Genomic DNA, 16,260 nt, shown 5'->3' with positions numbered 1-16,260 from the left:
AAGATAGTACTAGATCTGGAGAGTTTCTGCTCTACCTCATCATAGATAAAGATTGATATACATTTCGGGCAGAGTGGCTGCCAGAGGGCTTTTCTCAAGCGAGAAGCGGGTCTGCTTGAAATTCGATTGAACTGTGCATAGCATTGCGATGTTTGCTGCAATACGCTGTTCATTCAGGTAACCAGCACCTTCAGACAGCTTTAGTTGTAACACAAGAAAGGGACTTTTTTGCGTGCTGATTTTTTCCTGCTATTGACACAACAATAAAAGGAATTTACAATCTCTTTTATGAGGAAGTTATCTATTTATTGACTCCCCATTCATGTTCACGAGTGTGCTGTACGTAGGAGGGTTCTATGTCACCAAAGACGCCCAATCACCTCGGGTCCTCACTAGGGGCAAGAGTGCGAGCGATCAGGCAAGCCAGGAAACTGACTCAGAGCCAGCTAGCAGGTAAAGATTTCTCCGTGAGCTATATCTCTGCGATTGAACGGGGGCAAATCCAGCCCTCTATTCGGGCCTTAGAGATCCTGGCGAGCCGGCTGAATGTTTCTCCCGCTCAGCTCTTGACTGAGGGCGGCGGGGGAGCCTCTGGTCAGCCAGCCGCTCGCGATGGGCGACGTACCCTTGCGGGTGAGAGCGAGCTGCGCCTTCAGCTCCTGGAAAGTGAGATCTGGATTCATGAGGGCGAGCTGGCTCAGGCCACGAGCGCCTTGCATCACTTGATAGGGGCGATCCTCCCGCGCCAGGACAAGGCGCGGGTCTATTATCTTCTCGCCCTTGCTGCCTTCTCCGCCGGTCATCTCTCCGAGGCCGAGCGCTCGCTGACAGAGTCCCGCCAGCTTCTGGCAGATAATGGTCCTTCTCCGCTAAAAGCACGTATTCTCTATCTTTCTGGACTTGTACATTTTTCTATGCAAAATTATTATTTAGCAGAATTTTTCTATAATGAGAGCATCAGTATTTCAGACCAGATTACTCCTAGAGATCATTTCCTTTTGATCCGATCCTATTTCAGCCTCGGACAGCATTATCTCAGGCGGGGCACTCCCGAACGCGCGATCGCTGCTTTGGAAAAAGCGGTAGCCCTGAGTGAGAGCGCCGCTGTGACGCTTGCGCAGCATCCCGAGCGCACCTATTATGACCTGAGCGCGGGCTATGCCCGGCACGGCGACTATTCGCTAGCTTTGCTCCATGCCCACAAGGCTCTCGCTGCCCAGGCCCAACGGCGCCTTAGCCGTTTAAAAGGTGAGATCACCCACCTCCTTTATCATGCCCGGCTGCAGAGCGGCGATGAAGTCAGCCGCCAGCAAGCTCTTGCCTCCTTAGAGGACCTGCTGCAGCGGACACGCGAACCGCTGCAGGCTGCCAGCGTAGCTTTTCATCTGGCTCAGTGGTATTTTCAGCACAGGCATCAGCTCACGGAGGCCAGACGCTATAGCGAGCAATCTCTTAGTCTGGCGCGCGCCTTTGGTGACAACCTTATTCAGGCCGAAGCCCTTTTCCTCCTCGGCCAGCTTGCCTACGAGGAAGGTCAGTATGAACTCGGCGATCAGCATTGTCGCGAGGCCCTCGCGCTTTTCGAGCGCCTTCATATCGACCGCGACCAGCTCGCTGAATACTATAGCACTTACGCCCGCTTGCTTGAGGGACGCGGAGCCGTGCGCGAAGCCTTTCTTCATTTCCGCCGTGCTTACGAGATCGGTCAAGGACGCACTCGCCCTTGAGTGGGGCCTGCCTTCCCTTCGCGCCCGTTCCCAGGTCCTCTTTGACTTCCCTTCAGTCAGGCCCTACGGGACGTAGCTCAAGGCGCATGAAAACGGCCTCAAGTATGTTGCGTTCTTCTATCTTGCTTAACCGCAGCGGCGTACGACCCAGAGGGATGCGCAAACGGCCCTGAGCGTCTACCGGCTCAGGGCTGCGAATCGCTTGCGGATGGTCACCGAGCCATTCTACGACTTCGACGAGCGAACCAAGAGGGAGCGCAGCTTCCAGATGGTGGCCCCTCAGTTCCGGCGGCAATCCCTGGAGGGAGAGGACAAGGAGATCGCCTTCTTGCTCTATCTTTCCTTCATAAGAACCAGCTTGCAAGAGGATCGCTGGCACCTCCTGCCCGCCCGTCAGCGATAGACTCGCTGAGGAGATAGCAGCGCGGCGGGCGGAGCGTGAGGCCGGGCCGAGCTGACGTAGCTCGTAGGTGTAGAGCGGCGGCTTGCGTGGCGGCCCCTCATGCTCGCTCATCAATGTCGCTACACGCACAAGATCGCGCAGAGCCTGTTCGCGCTGCTGAGAGAGGCCTGCACTCAGGCGAATGGCCTGCTGTAAGAGCTGCCGCGCTGTCATAAGAGCAGCTTCAGATTGCTCACCAGACGCCGCTTGACGCAGCCATAGCTCAGCCTGGCGAATCAGGGCCTGGCAGAGACGCACTAGCGAGCGTACAGGCGCCGGTGGAACAGTGACCGGGGGGCGTAGCAAGGCTTCCTGCTCGGAAACAAGAGGCTGAGCCACGAGTACACTGTGTAGCGCCGTATAGGTTTCCACATAGACGGTGCGACAGAGCGAGCAGCCTATCAGATGATAGATGAGTCCAGCATAGCGAAGGTAGACCTGATCATCATGCTTCAGTAGGGCTTCACAGAAATCAGGGATTTGCTGATAGAGGCGCAGGTGATCATCATTGCTCTGGAGCAAGGTGAGCTGCTCGCTGGAAGACGAGGTGGAAGGAGCCGGCACATTGGGGGAGAGCATCAACTCTTGCAACCAACGAGCCAGTCCCCCAGAAGAACCCGGTTGTGGCTGGGCGGTTTCGCCCTCATAGTTGCTGTGGTTGCTCATATACAACCTCCTTCCTTCCTCTTGATTAGGGGGATCTTCTGTCTCTGCATGGCCTTCATTCGATTCGATAGTAACGAGTCAACCGGCGGAGGCGAGCAGCATCAAGATGGACAACCTCATCCTCTTCACGCCAGTCTAGCAGGCCCTCGAAAGCCAGTTGTCTCAGGCCCTGCCTGACCTCTGCCAGGGTCAGATCTTTGTGCGCCAGGTCCTCTACTGGGACCTTTAGCACGCTGCCAGCCTCATTGCTAGAGGGGAGCCAGGCCCCATACTCTGTTAGACGCAAAGCTACCCTCACCGCCAAATTGGAACTCTGCGATTGCAGGCAGGCGCGCAGCTTCTTATAAGCGTGGTCGCGATGTTGGCTCAGGTGAGCCAGAGGGGCTTCAGTAGGAAGGGGAGTAACCGCAATGGCCTGGAGTTCTTCCACTACCTCACGGGCCAAATCGAGAGCACCTAAGGTTTCCAGCTCCTGCAACACAGCGCGTAGCTGACGTGGAGCGCTGGCGAGCGCTTTAATACAATGCTTCAACAGCATACGCAGCTCCTGCCGGGTCACAGCAGCTAACGCCGCCTCTTCGGGATGAGCGAAAGGGGGAGCGCCCCACAACGGCATAGTGACCTCGCTCAAAGGGTCGGCTTCGCCCTGGTATTCTTCGCGCTCCTCCAGCTCAGAAAAAGGGGTCACCTGCCCGTGGCCGTGGTGTCGGCGCAGGCGGTCAATCGCCTTATGGCGTATACAGTTATTGAGGAAGGTATAGAACTGGGCTTCGCTCAGGCGGTCTAGCACCGTCTCAGGCTGCCGATCTCCTCCACCTAGCAGACCCAAAGCTACCAGGCGCTCGATCACATGGTGAACCACGTGATCGACCTCCTCAGCATCGTACTGCAGTGGTCCCAGGTAGCGCTGAGCCCGCTGCCGGAGGAAAGCTTCCAACGCTGGAAAGCTCTTTTCCGGCTCATATCTCAGATCACGGGCTGTGAATGGCATGCTCAAGATTCCCCTTTAAAGAGTCAAGGATCAAGCAGAGCCTCTCTTCCCGAAGGCAGCGAGTGCAGGATCTCACAGCAGTATATCTGCTTTTGAGCGATCAGGCAAGGAGACGCAGAACAGAGAGACATGCTGCAACTCAGTGGAATATTCTGCAACTTATACCGCGATGCCCGAGGGAGGGAACAAGGGTATTTCTGAGAGCACAAAACGAACGGCCGAGAAAAGGAAAGGGAGGGCGACCAACATCGCAGGCCTTGGTGGCGCCGCGGCGGGAAGGCCACGGGCGAGAAGGTCAACGAGGGACAGCTTGAGCAGATAGAGGGAGAGAGGGCACTGCCGAGAGCCCCCATGAGCAGGCACTAGCGCCAGGGTAGCCAGCACCTAGAGTAGCCTCGGTCAGTAGCCACAACCGTCGCCTGATCCCGAGGCACGATGCGAAAGGAAGACAGGACAGGAAAGCAGGAAGGAAAAAAGAAGAGTAGCCCCGGTCCTACTGCTCGCCAAATGCGGGCGGTAGTGGGCCGGGCAGGCTACTCTAGGTCACCTAGCTTTCCCTGGCGCTGATGCTCATAGGCTCGCTTAATGGCGTTGAGGCTGCGCTGCACCTCACCCCGCTGCTCTAGAAGATTCGCATATCGGAAGTAGGCGCTAGCCGCCAGCTCATGAGCATTTGCGCGATCCAGCAAGTCTAGCGCTTGATGGAACAGCTCATCAGCACCGGCGAAGTCGTTCTCGTGGTGGCGGATCTGAGCCAGAGCAATCAGAGCCTGCCCCTGGGTCCGCGGGTCCTGGCTGGCGCGTGCCAGGGTGAGGGCTTCCTGAGCCTCGCGCTCGGCCTCGGCCAGCTTGCCTTCTTTCAGCAGCAGCTCCGCCAGACTGGTATGACAGAGCGAGGCAGCTACCTCATCGTTCAATTCGCGCTCGATTTCAATAGCGCGACGATACTCCTGCTCCGCGCCTGGCAGATCGTTTTGCTTCTCCAGAGCCTTGCCAAGCTGCTGGTGCGTCAACCCGATGAGGCGCTGCTCATCGCGCATCTCGTAGATGGCCAGACTGCGCATGGCATAGTCGCGAGCCATAGCCAATTTGCCGGCGCTCCGATATTGCTGGCTGATCTCCATATAGCGACGAGCAAAGGCCCGACTATCGCGATAGACCTCATCGAGGGTCTCCAGGGCGCGATGATAGAAGGTCACGGCCTTCTCCAGCTCACCGAGGCGGAAGTAGTCATTAGCCAGGTTGCTAAAGACCTCAAGGGCGAAGATTGGGTCCTTAATCTGACCAGCCTCGATGACCTCCAGACAGTGCTGATGGTTCTCCAGCGCTAGCGTGTAGTTGTACAGGAGAAAGTAGGCTTTGCCAAGGTAGTTGCGCGCACGTTCGCTATATTCGATCTCGTTCATGCCCTCGCCCTGGTTAACCGCAGCGCGCAGGTCTACCACGGCCTCCTGATACTCGCCCGCGCCCAGATGGATGAGCCCCCGCAGGAGATAGAGACGAAAGGCCTGATCAGTCGTGAGACGCTCGGGCTGGAGAGGAGCGAGCAACTGGGTCGCCTCCTCATAGGCCTGCTGCTGGATCAGAATACCAGCGTGCAACAGGTCAACCTCGACACGCTGATCAGGACCAGAGTCCGCCGGCGAGTAACCGACAGCTCGCGCTTCCGCCGCTCCCGCGGGTGAGCCTTCCAGGAGGAAGGTCAGCGGGACATCAAGCCGCCGGGCGAGAATAGAAAGGGCTTTGAGCGAGGGGCGGATTTTGCCCCGCTCGATGGCAGAGATATATGAAATTGAGAACTCAGGCGACGCCAGTTGCGCCTGGGTGAGGCCCAACCGCGTGCGCACCTCACGGATATTGGTGCCCACTCGGGCTGCAACTGCTTTCCCTACGTTCGCAGTTTCCGTCGATGGCATAAGGATTTTCCTTTCCGAGATTCCGCTTGCTCTCTCGAAAGTATGCTGGCTTGTCCGGCAGAGGCATAGCAAAGGTCCAGCGTCGCAGTGCGGCCCTCGCCGCTATGCCTTGGCCCCAGTGGATGCCGCCGGCTGCCATCCCTGGCTGAGCAGCGGTTTTCCATACGTTTGTAGAAGCCGCAGCGAATCAGTAAGCAAGGGATGTATCAACATCCAGGGATGAGCAGTCTAAGCAAAACATCAAGTCTACTCTATCATACTTAGGGCACGAGGTCAATATATCGTGCATTATTAGTTTAAGGAATAGCCAGATAGGTTCTCTCTGTATGGGTACTTCTCTCTAGCCTGATTGTCCCTAGGAGGTCAATTCGTTAGCCTGATTCAGGAGCAGCAAAAATATGGCCCGTTTCCCTTTGATTTAAATACAAAATTCACATATTTGAGATACAACTACGCTGTTGGCGAAAATCGGCTCCTCTATCATTATACAACAATAGCTAAATGCGTTGCGAGTGCCAACACCTTGATCTTCAGAGGGTATACCCTTCCCACTTTCAGGCCTGGAATAAGTTCAACGATTACAGTGCTAGCGAAACAGTCTCTCTCTCGATTATAATCTCTCTGGCCGGCTAGCATTTCAGCAATGTTTTTGAGCAGTGAAAGACTGATGCTTGAGTCACAGCTATGAACAATGGTCGTGCTATTTTTCCATTTCAATCAGAACGAGCTTGGATCTATCCCTCCGACCGACCCCCTCGCCACCCGACACTGGGTCAGTGCTGTGCTGGCAGTGCCCGACATCGTCTTGCCGCATCCCCCACGGCAAGCGATCAGCCGACCTGATCTCTGGGGTCCATGCCCTCTGGCATTGACATAGGCTCGGACCCGAGACTTTCATTTAATACAACGCTTCAGCCTGGCCTGGGCCTGTCTGACCCTCCCAATATTACTAATGAGGTTCCGCTGCCCGCAATGCCAACCAGCCTGGTGGGTGGTGGCTCGTTCCTATCCACTGGCTGCCGTTAGGCACACTCGTAACTCTTCAGCTTTAGAAGATGCATCTTCATAAAGGGTGGATATCTTGCATGAGCACACTCTATCTTGTGGCGACACCGATCGGCAACCTCGGCGATATTACTCTACGGGCCTTAGAGGTCCTGCGCAGCGTCGATGTGATTGCCGCTGAAGATACTCGTAAGACGGCCATTCTTCTGAGGCACTACGATATTCACAAGCCCCAACTGGCATTCTATGAGCACAACGAGGAGCGAGCTGGTCGACACATTGAGGCCCTACTCAAGCAGGGAAAGTCAGTTGCGCTGGTGACCAACGCAGGCACGCCTGGCATCTCTGACCCGGGCTATACCCTGGTTCAGCGAGCCATTCAGGCTGGTATTCCTGTCACGATGATCCCTGGGCCTGCCGCTTTCGTGATGGCTCTTGTGCTGTCGGGCCTACCGGTGCACAGCTTCACTTTCCGCGGCTTCCCGCCTCGTAAGGCGGGCCGGCGTCGGCGCTTTCTGGAGGCCGATCGCCACTCTCCCTATACTCTGATTTACTATGAAAGCCCTTATCGGCTGGCTGATCTCCTCCGCGACGCTTTGGAGGTCTTTGGTGACCGCCCAGCCGCTCTAGCCAATGAGCTAACCAAGCTCTTCGAGAAGGTTTATCGCGGTACGCTCTCTTCTCTGCTTGAGACGATTACCCAGGAGAAGCCACGGGGTGAATATGTTCTGGTGGTTGCCGGCGCCTCGCACGAGCTGGGAGCTGGCGCCCATGAGGGTCCAACCTGGGAGGAGTCTTCTCCCGAGGAGGAAGGGGAGGCCAGTGAGACAGAGGCGGCTGAAGAGGGCTAGCCTGCGCCCGTTAGCTCTGCGCGGGCTGCCTTGCAGGACGCTACGGCGGGGCGGGGCCGCCTTCTCATACGCTGGGGCGTGAGAGGCCAGATGACCCCGCTCCGCCATCGCTCTTGCGGCTGGCGTCCTCTCTGCCAGTCAGGCCTGGCCTGAAGGTTAGATGCCCATCACCTTGACGAGTTCCTGTACGGCTGCTGCCGATTTCTGCAGGAGAGCACGCTCTTCCTCCGTCAGCTCTAGCTCGATGATTTGCTCGACGCCGTTGGCACCGAGCTTGACTGGTACGCCGACGAAGAGATTGTGAATCCCATATTCTCCCTGCAGGTAGGCAGAGCAGGGCATGATCATTTTCTTGTCCAGGACGATTGAATCAATCATTTGGAGCACAGCCGCCGACGGAGCGAAATAGGCGCTCCCAGTCCCCAGCAGGTTGACAATCTCTGCTCCGCCGTCGCGCGTGCGCTGAATGATCTGCGCGATCCGCTCAGCAGACAGGAGCTGCGAGATCGGCACGCCGGCCACCGTGCACATGCGGGCTAGCGGGACCATCGTGTCGCCGTGACCACCGAGGACGTAGGCCTGGACATCACGGACCGAGACGTTTAGTTCTTGCGCAATGAAGGTGCGGAAACGGGCGGTGTCGAGCACGCCCGCCATGCCAACGACGCGATTGCGGGGGAAGCCGCTGACATGGTAGGCCAGTTGGGCCATAGCGTCCAGCGGATTGGTGACTACGATGAGCATGCAGTTGGGTGAGTATTTGACCACTTCCTGTACAACCTGGGTGACGATCTCCTGATTCTTACGTAGCAGATCGTCGCGCGACATGCCAGGCTTGCGCGGGAAGCCAGAGGTGATCACCACCAGATCGGAGTTGGCTGTATCGGCGTAATCATTGGTGCCAACTACGAGGCTGTCGTAGCCGAGGATGGGGCCGGCCTGGAGCATGTCCAGTGCTTTGCCCTGCGGCATATTGGGCACAATATCATACATCACTACGTCGGCATAGTCGCGCTCCGCCAGACGCTGTGCGAGTGTGCTTCCAACAAAACCGGCGCCAACAATGGTTATCTTGGTGCGCATCGGGCTTTCCTCTCTCCAGATCAGATTTTTTGCCGTTCGGGATGCTGCCGACCGTCAGCAGCTCCGTCAGCAGTCGTTCGGCGATCGCGCAGCAGTGGCCCCTCGCGATCAGCTCAGGCCCGCTCTCGCCAGGCCAGACCTCGGAAGAAGGAAGGGCCTGTTCTATCAATAGAAGCCTGATCCGTTTGTCTGTCTAGCTCGCTGGCTTGCCCTTCTGTCTCTAGCTACCTGGTCGCATGGTAATAGCGGACCCAAGCCATATTGTATGTCTCTTCCGCAAGGGTGCGCAATGTTCCTGGCTAGCATCCCTGGCCTGCAAGGAAATAGCGACCTGGTAGCCGCTTCTGGACTGATCAGGCGATGGTCAGGTCGGGCTGGCTGGTCAGTGCTGCCTGAACGGGAGCTTGTTCTCTGCGCCCTCTCCGCATCCTGGCGGTCGACAGGGCGAGTAGAGCAAGGGGAGAAGGGGATCACGGCTGACTGGACGGGCAAGCCCCGACCGAGCTTGGCTCGTTAGGGATGCCAGACGAAGGCCACGCCTCGCCCCGGATAGAAGGTGGCGTACGATAGGCGATTCCAACCACCGTTGGCGTACCAGTTGTAGTTACTGGTATAGACGCTGCCATCGGGGTTAATGCGCTCGACGACAGCAACATGGCCGTAGCTACTCGCTCCCTGTACGCCCGGCTGTAGCACGATGATCGAGGGTACATGTGGCTGTGATGAGACTATCCAGCCATACTGTTCAGCTCCTGCTACCCACTGGTAGGCGTCTCCTTGCCAGGGTACCCAGTAGCCCGTTAGCTCGTGATAGCGCAGGTTGGCCCAGTAGGTACATTGTCCATAGGCAAAGCGGTTGAGATCTCCCTCCGTCGGCTGCCAGGGTAGCCCTGGATAGTGTAATGGCCCATTGTCGTAGCCATCTTGCGTTACTGCTGTGGCGGTGGCCGCCTGTGGCCCAATTTGATAGGTATTATCCTGACCATTGCGAATAAAGCTCATCACTGAGCGCAGAGGGTTGAATCCCTGGCCTCCGTCTCCCGGGCCTGTTGGCAGGACTGTCATTAGTGTTATCAGAAGCATCAATATGACCAGGCTCAGGGTGATCAGATGCAGCCACCAACGCCGACGTGGTGCTGAGGCCTCCCCTTTAGCTCCCCCTGTCGGTGCACCGTGGATGACCAAAGGAGGGCGTCTCTGATCACGCTTGATCGTCCGTATGGCCGGGAGAGATGTGGTGGATGGCGCGTCTCCACCCTCTAGCGACGCGAGTGGCACTTGTTCTGGAGCCTGAACGCCGTTCTTCTCATCAACCACCGCAGGCTCTGACCCTGGAGGGCGCCGCTCGGCCAGCGCTGCTGCTCTCCTCATCCCAGTCCCTTCATCCTCGCTCCGCTTCTCCAATCCCTTGCCACCACTGTTATCTCGACTACCCTTCAACCGTGACATAGGCTCTCCCCGATCCGGCTAGAGTAAAACCAGTTCCTTCGGTATGTGTTTGACTCTACTCAGGAGGCTGCTCGCGGTCAAGATACTCTTGCTGCTATTTAGGAATATTGTACTAATCACTGCTTATATAGCAAGCAGACGAAATTTGTGATTTTTGTTGCTTCGGCTGAGGACGCAAGCCAGGATCAGGCTTGCTGTTAGAGGAGGCGGAGGGGAGAGAGCGCTGGCGGCCACCGGCGCATCGCAGAGGCCATAGTCAGTCAGAAGCAAGGATAGGGAAAGGTCGGCAGACAAGCAATTGCAGATCGGCCCAAGAGAAAGGGGAACAACAACAGAACAGAGAGGAAGAGAGAGAAATACATAAAAGGAGAGGCCGGCCTGTCTTATGCAGCCAGCCTCTCTCTGCGCGCTCTTTAGGGCCAGACCTCTTTTTTGCCCTGTGCCTGTCAGTCAGGCCGCCTTGGGGCGGGTCTGGTTCGGTGCGGGTTCACGTCGACTATCTATTGGACCTGGCAGTTAGATCCAGACAAAATAGACGCCACTGCCAGGGTAGAAGGTATAGTAGGACACGATGTCCCAGCCGCCGCCATTGGCGTACCAGTTCATGTTACTCGTATAGACTCCGCCGTCGGAGGTGAGACTCTCGACGACAGCAACGTGACCGTAGGTGATATTGGCGCCCTGGACGCCGGGCATGAGCACGATGATCGAGGGCACATGCGGCTGAGTCGAGACAATCCAGCCATAGGCTCTGGCTCCCGCCACCCAGTCAGCAGCGTTGCCTCCCCAGGGCACCCAAACCCCTGTTAGCTGGTGATAGCGGTAATCGGCCCAATAGGTACACTGGCCAATTGGGAAGGGATCACCCGCGCTGCTGCCAACAATCGGAGCGGTTTGCACGCCAGTCGGATTGCTTGGACCAGGGTCATAACCAACTCCGCTGCGAACGATGGCTGTGGCGGTGGCGGCGCGCATAGCGGCCAGATCCAGCGTGCTAGAATTGCTGCTATTGCTGGGGATCATGCTCATAATAGACTGGAAGAGGCCGCCCCCACTCCTGGCCCCCACAGGACTCTCAGGTAGCACCGTCAGCAGGGTACCGGTGAGGATAATCGCCACCAGAACCAGGACCGCCGCATGGACATGCCAGCGCTTCCGCGGAAGCGGCTGAGCACTGTCCCGACGCCTGAGCGCTTTTTTGCCATCGCCATGAATAACGAGCGGCGGACGCGCTGCGCTTGCATTCGTTGCACTTACCAGCGGTAGGAGGGCCGTCTGCAGCTCAGGGAGTTGACCGGTCTCAGGTGCCGTGTTTTCTTGCGCTGTTCCCACCCCGGCGGCTACGGGCAGGAGAGCTGTCTCCTTCTCGGCTCCCTCGTCTACCACCTCGGGTATGGGAGTTTGAGAGCCGTTGCTTAGCTCGCTTGCCTCCGGAAAGGCAGGTGACTGTGTCGGAAAGGCGAGTTGCTCAACCGGCGATAGCTGGGTGACTAACCCAGGCATGTGGATCGGCTCCCCAGCTTGCTCTTGCATTTCTGCAACTCTATCTTGACGGTCCTTAAATGATAGCATGCTGCTTTCCTATCGTTGAAAATATGAGCCGCGTTCTTGCGCGCCTTCTTATTGATATCTTTCTATGTCATCATGCCTGAATGTACTCTGAAAGGAGGAGGGCGGTCAAGCGCGCCTTGCTACTGTTAGGACCATAGTACCGCGAGATAGGAGCCTTCTTAACCGGCTGCTTGTAGCCCACCTGAACCGCATATCATCTGGCCTGGCTGCCCTCGCGAACTAGATGAGATGTCCTGCGCGAAGAGGAGCCTTTCTGACAAAGAATTGACCTTTTTGCGCCACCGGGATATACTGCTTTCGCGTTGGGCTGCAGTGAACTGCTCCTGTGGGATACCATGCTGTTCGCACTCGCTCACTCACTGGCTCATGGCAAAGAAAGCACAGACAGGGAGATTTTTCAGAAGGAGAGCTGGATGCGAGGTCACCGCCAACCACAGCCATTTCTCAAGCTGCTGATACTACTATCCTTGACGCTGACGCTCGCTTTTTACGGCTGCGTGGGCCTGCCTGGAACCAGTAATGGCCCTCAGCCGACAAAGAGCGCCACGCCATCGCCCTTATCCACACCCAGCGCAGTAGCCGAGAGTTGCCCTTCTATCCTTTTCGGCTCCGAAGTAACCTGCTATACTCCTCTTCAACTGCGCCAGTACTATGGTTTCGAGCCGTTAATCGAGCGTGGCTACACTGGTAAGGGGCAGACCATTATCGATATTGTCTCATTTGGCAGCCCCACCCTGCAGCAAGATCTTGACGTCTTCAGCCGTCGCTTTCACCTCCCCCTTATCAAGGTGCAGGTGATCGAGCCGATCCAGAAAGCGGAATACGATCCCCATCACGACAAAAGTGGCTGGGCCGCTGAAACCGAACTCGATGTAGAGATCATTCACGCCCTGGCTCCCGAGGCCAATATTGTGGTGCTGGTCAGTCCAATTGCTGAAACGGAAGGCACAGTCGGCCTGCCTGAATTTCGCCAGTTGATCCAGTATGCCATCGATCACCATCTGGGCACGATTGTTTCTCAGAGCTGGGGCGCTTCCGAGGTCACGCTAGAGGACCCCGCCGGTCGCCAGGAGGTCCAGCAGTGGAATGCTTTGCTCCAGCGCGCAACATTAGAGGAGCATATGACTTTCTTTAGCTCTTCGGGGGATAATGGAGCGACCGACTATGCTGATTTGAATATGTCACGTCTGTCACCTAGGGCAACGATCAACTTCGCCGCCGACCTGCCGTGGGTGACCAGTGTGGGGGGAACCACGCTGTTGCGCCAGGGCAACCAGATCCGTGAAATCGGCTGGAATGAGAGCGGCGGCGGCTTCAGCAGCTTTTTCTCCCAGCCGTCTTATCAGAAGTTGCTGCCCGCCTCAACCCAGGCCGCTTTTCAAGGCCGGCGGGGCATTCCCGATGTGGCCGCTGCTGCGGACCCAGAAACTAATCTTCCTTTTTACTTCCGTGGTGTTTGGGAGACGGTCGGCGGGACCAGCGCCTCCGCTCCAATGTGGGCCGCTTTGGCGGCGATCGCCAATCAGATGGCCGGTCACCCCCTGGGCTTCCTCAATCCTGCTCTGTATACGATTGCGACCTCGGACAATTATCCGCGTGATTTCCATGATATTACTGTTGGGGATAATAGCGTTCACAGGAGCGTAAGCGTCCCTGGCTACCGCGCTGGACAGGGCTGGGATGCTGTGACCGGCCTGGGGAGCCCTAACGCTCAGTACCTTATCCCTGACTTGATTCGAACTCAGGCAACTCTGTCAGGCTCAGGGGAGTAGCGCCAGAAGGCTCACGCCCAGGCGAGGCGCCAGGGCCACAGCCACTAGATGGGCAAAGAGCGAGCTGGCAGGCAAGCAAGTACTTATCGAAGTGCAGCGGTGGCTTTCTTCTTATTCGTTTACTCGCTTGCCTGCTTTTCGCTCGCTCTTGCCCTCAGCTGAGACCGGATCGGAGCGATCTGGCCGGCTACAGGAGGCCCTTACTGACGCACAGCTCCGCATTCAAAAGGGAGCCGCCCGCGGCGCCCCGGATGGTATTATGGCCCAGCGCCACGAATTTATAGCTCAGCACAGGGCAGGGGCGCAGGCGCCCAAGGGTCACGGTCATGCCCCGCCCCGCATCACGATCAAGCAAAGTCTGGGGACGATCCCCCTCACTGCGATAAATTAAAGGCGGCACGGGAGCGCTCGGCAGCTTCAGGCGCTGCGGTTCGGGTAGGAAATGTTCCCAGGCCGCAACGATCTCCTCGGGCGAGGCCTGCCGCTCTAACTCGACACTCACGCACTCTAGATGGCCCTCGCGCGTCGCAATGCGATTGCAGTGCGCACTCACGACCAGCGAGGCCAGGCTGAAGCCATGCTCTTCACGCCAGTCGCCCAGCATCTTAAGCGTCTCACTTTCGACCTTTGGCTCCTCGCCAGAGATGAACGGAATGGCATTGTCGAGAATATCGTAAGACGGCAGGCCGGGATAGCCAGCTCCCGAGATCGCTTGTAGGGTTGTCACCAATACTTTGCGCACCCCAAAGGCTTGTTGCAAGGGCTTGAGAGCCATCACCAGCGGGGTCGCCGAACAATTAGGGTTGGTCACAATGCAGCCGCTCCAACCACGGCGCTTGCGCTGTTGTTGAATAGCCAGGGCATGATCAGGATTCACCTCGGGGACCAGGAGCGGTACATCGGGCTCCATACGGTAGGTCTTGGCATTGCTGAAAACGGCCACCCCAGCCCGCGCGAAAGCTGCCTCTACCTCACCGGCCACCTCCGCAGGCAGGGCTGAGAAGGCAATCTTGATCTCCGGCAGAGCCTCCGGGCGGCACGGCAGAACCGGCAACTTTGCCACTGACTCGGGCATGACCCCCCCGAGACGCCAGCGCGCTACCTCACCATATGGACGGCCTCCATGAACATCGGAGGCCGCCAGCGCCACTAGCTCAAACCAGGGATGGTCTTGCAACAGCTCGATAAAGCGCTGCCCCACCATACCCGTCGCGCCTAGCACGGCTACAGGAAGACGTTGTGGTACCTGCTGCATTGTCAAGGCATCCTCCTTTTGATATGCCCTCGGCGCCTTGCCTAGCGGGCTTTGAGCGCTTCTAGACGCTTCTCATGGGCAGGATGACGCACGAGAGGGATCACCGGCGCGATGAGATCACGATGAAGGCAGCGTAAGGCACGCTCGCTGTCGCCATCTTCAATGATGAGAATAATGCCCTGCTCAGAAGCGCCTTGGGAGATAATAGGGATGCGCTCGCGGGCCAGAGCACTGATGGCCCGCGCCGGACTCATCGGATCGCTCGTGAAGCCCGATCCGAGACAAGCGCAGGCTGCCAGACCAGGTCGGCAACTGACACGCCAGTGCCCCAGATCATGCTGAAGCAAAGAGACCACCGAGGCTGAGGCCTGCTCTTCGACCATAAAAGAGAGATGGTGACCGGAAGAAGAGCAGATAGCCACAGGAGCAGCGCCCACGCGAGCAGCCAGAGCAAAGACCTGGCCGGCGTTCTCAGGGGCCCCAAACATATTGGTACTCTCAACAGTAACAAGGGCCAGTCGCCGTCGGACTGTAATCGCCGTCGCGCCACTGCGATACTGGCCCTCTGGACCAATGAGTGTGCCCTGCATCTGGGGACGGAAAGTATTGCGCACCCGCACAGGAATATTGCGCTGGGCCACAGGAATCAAGGTACGCGGATGCAAGACTTTGGCACCAAACCAGGAGAGGCGCGCCGCCTCCGCATAGGTCAAGGCTGGCAACAGGCGCGCATTGGTGACAATGCGCGGGTCAGCAGACATTACGCCATCCACGTCGGTATAGATAGAGACCTCGCAGCAATCGATGGCGGCGCCGATCACGGTCGCCGAGTAGTCGGAGCCATTACGCCCCAGGGTTGTCACCAGGCCAGCGCGCGTACGTCCGATGAAGCCTGGTGCCACTGGTACCGTCCGCTGTTGCAACCGCGGCCACAGCAGAAGCCGCGCCCGCTCGCGTGTCTCCTCTTCCAAAGGCTCAGCGCCGATGACAGCCCCAGGCTCAGCCGGGGCCTTGCCTTGCGGCTCCCCCGTCACAATCACCTCTTCGCGGATCGGAGCCGCCGTTACACCTGGCAGGCCGAGATCATTGATCGCGGCGGCCAGCAAGAGCACTGACAGACGCTCGCCCCAGGCAGCCACTGCGTCAACATAATCCTCGCAGCCAGCGGCCTCGCTCTCCAGCTTCCTTAGCGCCTGCTCCAGATCGGCGCGCAGCTCTGCCAGTCGTTGCCCATCATGGACGGCCTTTTCGGCCGCCTGCAGATGCCGCTCGCGTAACGCCTCTAATTCGCGCCGCCATTCCGCGCTCTCGCCGCGCCGAGCATAGTGCGCAATGCGCAGCAGCTGGTCTGTGATGCCCGACATGGCGGATACTACAACGACGGGGAAAGGCGTGGCCTCACTGAGAGCTTTGCTGGCCGTCTGGGCCACGATCTGAGCCACACGGCGAATACGCTCGCCACTGCCAACAGAGGTACCACCAAACTTCAGCACACAGAGCGAACACTCAACGTCCATTGACAATCACCCTT

Annotated in this window: 13 protein-coding genes; 4 read left to right on the top strand and 9 right to left on the bottom strand. The window is 57.9% G+C overall.

The features are described from left to right. Positions 1–39: 39 nt before the first annotated feature. Positions 40–213 (bottom strand): hypothetical protein, encoded by a 174-nt coding sequence (locus AC6H1L_RS14130; protein ID WP_497598132.1) that lies wholly within the window; start codon positions 211–213, stop codon positions 40–42. Between the two features lie 143 nt (positions 214–356). On the opposite strand from AC6H1L_RS14130, the gene AC6H1L_RS14125 reads away from it, so the two are divergent. Then, complete coding sequence (locus AC6H1L_RS14125; RefSeq protein WP_497598131.1) at positions 357–1,727, top strand: tetratricopeptide repeat protein; 1,371 nt, start codon at positions 357–359, stop codon at positions 1,725–1,727. A gap of 52 nt (positions 1,728–1,779) precedes the next feature. Here the strand turns inward: AC6H1L_RS14125 and AC6H1L_RS14120 are convergent, their stop codons facing one another. The 3 genes from AC6H1L_RS14120 to AC6H1L_RS14110 form a co-directional block, all read right to left on the bottom strand. Then, a complete protein-coding gene (locus AC6H1L_RS14120; RefSeq protein ID WP_497598130.1) occupies positions 1,780–2,835 on the bottom strand; it encodes a hypothetical protein in 1,056 nt (351 codons plus the stop codon). Positions 2,836–2,890: 55 nt separating this feature from the next. Further along, positions 2,891–3,826: a hypothetical protein gene (locus AC6H1L_RS14115; protein ID WP_497598129.1), complete on the bottom strand. Its 936-nt coding sequence runs from the start codon at positions 3,824–3,826 to the stop codon at positions 2,891–2,893. A gap of 533 nt (positions 3,827–4,359) precedes the next feature. After that, positions 4,360–5,742 (bottom strand): helix-turn-helix domain-containing protein, encoded by a 1,383-nt coding sequence (locus AC6H1L_RS14110; protein WP_497598128.1) that lies wholly within the window; start codon positions 5,740–5,742, stop codon positions 4,360–4,362. A 691-nt stretch (positions 5,743–6,433) separates the two neighbouring features. On the opposite strand from AC6H1L_RS14110, the gene AC6H1L_RS14105 reads away from it, so the two are divergent. Further along, positions 6,434–6,619: a hypothetical protein gene (locus AC6H1L_RS14105; protein ID WP_497598127.1), complete on the top strand. Its 186-nt coding sequence runs from the start codon at positions 6,434–6,436 to the stop codon at positions 6,617–6,619. A gap of 208 nt (positions 6,620–6,827) precedes the next feature. After that, positions 6,828–7,598, top strand: a complete 771-nt coding sequence (gene rsmI / locus AC6H1L_RS14100; protein ID WP_497598126.1) for a 16S rRNA (cytidine(1402)-2'-O)-methyltransferase — start codon at positions 6,828–6,830, stop codon at positions 7,596–7,598. A 156-nt stretch (positions 7,599–7,754) separates the two neighbouring features. On the opposite strand, the gene mdh is transcribed toward rsmI, so the two are convergent. The 3 genes from mdh to AC6H1L_RS14085 all read right to left on the bottom strand — a co-directional run bounded on the left by mdh (position 7,755) and on the right by AC6H1L_RS14085 (position 11,633). Then, entirely contained in the window at positions 7,755–8,681 is a 927-nt protein-coding gene (gene mdh / locus AC6H1L_RS14095) for a malate dehydrogenase (protein ID WP_497598125.1), read from the bottom strand. Between the two features lie 513 nt (positions 8,682–9,194). Beyond that, positions 9,195–9,683: a CHAP domain-containing protein gene (locus tag AC6H1L_RS14090; RefSeq protein WP_497598124.1), complete on the bottom strand. Its 489-nt coding sequence runs from the start codon at positions 9,681–9,683 to the stop codon at positions 9,195–9,197. Positions 9,684–10,646: 963 nt separating this feature from the next. Further along, complete coding sequence (locus AC6H1L_RS14085) at positions 10,647–11,633, bottom strand: CHAP domain-containing protein (protein ID WP_497598123.1); 987 nt, start codon at positions 11,631–11,633, stop codon at positions 10,647–10,649. A gap of 482 nt (positions 11,634–12,115) precedes the next feature. Here AC6H1L_RS14085 and AC6H1L_RS14080 point away from each other — a divergent pair, with 482 nt between their 5' ends. Continuing rightward, the gene (locus tag AC6H1L_RS14080) at positions 12,116–13,474 is read left to right on the top strand and encodes a S53 family peptidase (protein WP_497598122.1); all 1,359 of its coding nucleotides are present in this window, start codon (positions 12,116–12,118) and stop codon (positions 13,472–13,474) included. A 187-nt stretch (positions 13,475–13,661) separates the two neighbouring features. On the opposite strand, the gene asd is transcribed toward AC6H1L_RS14080, so the two are convergent. Beyond that, on the bottom strand, positions 13,662–14,729 hold the full coding sequence (gene asd / locus AC6H1L_RS14075) for an aspartate-semialdehyde dehydrogenase (RefSeq protein ID WP_497598121.1): 1,068 nt from the start codon (positions 14,727–14,729) through the stop codon (positions 13,662–13,664). A 41-nt stretch (positions 14,730–14,770) separates the two neighbouring features. After that, entirely contained in the window at positions 14,771–16,246 is a 1,476-nt protein-coding gene (locus AC6H1L_RS14070) for an aspartate kinase (protein ID WP_497598120.1), read from the bottom strand. Between the last annotated feature and the right edge of the window lie 14 nt (positions 16,247–16,260).

The sequence above is a fragment of the Thermogemmatispora argillosa genome, assembly GCF_059696725.1.
Note: the sequence above shows the minus strand (reverse complement) of the source record. Positions and strands in the feature narration are given on the sequence as shown.

What these genes read in the sequence shown, in the direction of transcription:
- AC6H1L_RS14080 (WP_497598122.1), top strand. Translation starts at nt 12,116, where the DNA reads ATGCGAGGTCACCGCCAACCACAGCCATTTCTCAAGCTGCTGATACTA.
- AC6H1L_RS14085 (WP_497598123.1), bottom strand. Translation starts at nt 11,633, where the DNA reads ATGCCTGGGTTAGTCACCCAGCTATCGCCGGTTGAGCAACTCGCCTTT.
- AC6H1L_RS14125 (WP_497598131.1), top strand. Translation starts at nt 357, where the DNA reads ATGTCACCAAAGACGCCCAATCACCTCGGGTCCTCACTAGGGGCAAGA.
- rsmI (WP_497598126.1), top strand. Translation starts at nt 6,828, where the DNA reads ATGAGCACACTCTATCTTGTGGCGACACCGATCGGCAACCTCGGCGAT.
- AC6H1L_RS14115 (WP_497598129.1), bottom strand. Translation starts at nt 3,826, where the DNA reads ATGCCATTCACAGCCCGTGATCTGAGATATGAGCCGGAAAAGAGCTTT.
- AC6H1L_RS14090 (WP_497598124.1), bottom strand. Translation starts at nt 9,683, where the DNA reads ATGAGCTTTATTCGCAATGGTCAGGATAATACCTATCAAATTGGGCCA.
- AC6H1L_RS14120 (WP_497598130.1), bottom strand. Translation starts at nt 2,835, where the DNA reads ATGAGCAACCACAGCAACTATGAGGGCGAAACCGCCCAGCCACAACCG.
- AC6H1L_RS14110 (WP_497598128.1), bottom strand. Translation starts at nt 5,742, where the DNA reads ATGCCATCGACGGAAACTGCGAACGTAGGGAAAGCAGTTGCAGCCCGA.
- asd (WP_497598121.1), bottom strand. Translation starts at nt 14,729, where the DNA reads ATGCAGCAGGTACCACAACGTCTTCCTGTAGCCGTGCTAGGCGCGACG.
- AC6H1L_RS14105 (WP_497598127.1), top strand. Translation starts at nt 6,434, where the DNA reads ATGGTCGTGCTATTTTTCCATTTCAATCAGAACGAGCTTGGATCTATC.
- mdh (WP_497598125.1), bottom strand. Translation starts at nt 8,681, where the DNA reads ATGCGCACCAAGATAACCATTGTTGGCGCCGGTTTTGTTGGAAGCACA.
- AC6H1L_RS14070 (WP_497598120.1), bottom strand. Translation starts at nt 16,246, where the DNA reads ATGGACGTTGAGTGTTCGCTCTGTGTGCTGAAGTTTGGTGGTACCTCT.